The organism is Janthinobacterium sp. GW456P (assembly GCF_002127655.1).
Classification (GTDB): Bacteria; Pseudomonadota; Gammaproteobacteria; order Burkholderiales; family Burkholderiaceae_D; genus Janthinobacterium.
The window spans coordinates 1-1,257 of sequence record NZ_NEHB01000066.1 but is presented as its reverse complement, the minus strand read 5'-3'; the positions used below and the strand labels follow the sequence as shown (position 1 = coordinate 1,257).

General features: G+C 51.8%; 1 protein-coding gene. It reads left to right on the top strand.

Annotated elements, in window-relative coordinates; all coding sequences use genetic code 11:
• Positions 1-356 precede the first annotated feature (356 nt).
• The gene (locus CBW66_RS28170) at positions 357-656 is read left to right on the top strand and encodes a hypothetical protein (RefSeq protein WP_086148718.1); all 300 of its coding nucleotides are present in this window, start codon (positions 357-359) and stop codon (positions 654-656) included.
• Positions 657-1,257: the final 601 nt, after the last annotated feature.

Below are 1,257 nucleotides of genomic sequence, written 5' to 3'. Positions count from 1 at the left end.
TCTGCAGGGAGTCGCCTTGCTTCCAGCGCTCCCACATCAAGGCCTTCTGGCTCTCGGTGTAATAAATGCGTGGTTTCTGTTTCATCTTCAACACTCCTGTAACCTAGGCGTTTAGGTTAGAGTGTTGCGACCACCGATTGAATCCGCACCCCAAAGCGGACAGCCACTTCGGTAATCCTTGGCATGATTTGCCCGGAACGAAACGACTGTAGCGCGCTTACATGAGCAGACGGTTAGCCGACTGCGTTAAGACGCCAATATCCATATGGATTGTAAAAGAAGTCATCATCTTCGTATCGGGTGCACCTCTCCCTTGAAAGCTGAAAGCGCACAGAATCAGGTCGCGGATGAAAAATATGTCCAGCATCGAGATTCCGTGGCTGGTCGATCAGCAGAAAATACATGAAACCGCTAATGACATCCAAGGCATCCACTTCGGAGATGCCGATGCGGTTCAATTCGATGTCTGGCATGCCCAGCAGGTGCATACCCACCGAATAGTAGAAGCGGTCATCGGATATCGGATATTGGACCCAAGCACGGATCAGAGCGGATTCCAGGGACTTGGAGGTATAGCTATCGAGCTCCAGCCAATGGGTTCGGCCGTGAGCTATTCCCGAACTCTCGCCTTTGACTGCGAAAGCACCGGCCTGTAGCNTCGGATATCGGATATTGGACCCAAGCACGGATCAGAGCGGATTCCAGGGACTTGGAGGTATAGCTATCGAGCTCCAGCCAATGGGTTCGGCCGTGAGCTATTCCCGAACTCTCGCCTTTGACTGCGAAAGCACCGGCCTGTAGCAGCGTAGCTGCCAAGGCCAATGTCTGTCTGGACACTGTGAGAGCGTTTTCTGGTGTCATTCGTGGTGACAGAATATAACTCACTGCCGAATGTGCCTCGATTGCATGCCAATCGTCGGTAGTGATGGATGGGCTGACTCGATCCGCCCACGCCTTAAATGAAGACATCATTCTTGGGTCTGCAACGTCCTGCGAGAAATCGACATCGTAATCAAAACCAGAAAACTGACTGCTTATCTGGCGTACGGGCGTGTTCTGTTGATGAAGGACGCAAATTACGTGTCGAGGATTGATATTCATAATCTGAACGGTAACCTAATGCTTAAGTAGTTGGCTGCTGAAACACGCAACGTGGGGCTAGCCCAATGGACTGATGGGGTAGCATAATATTCGATCGTGTCAGAAAAGTCGAGCGGCTGCTTTTGGCCGGTTGCCGTGATTGGCTGGTGCCGCTCC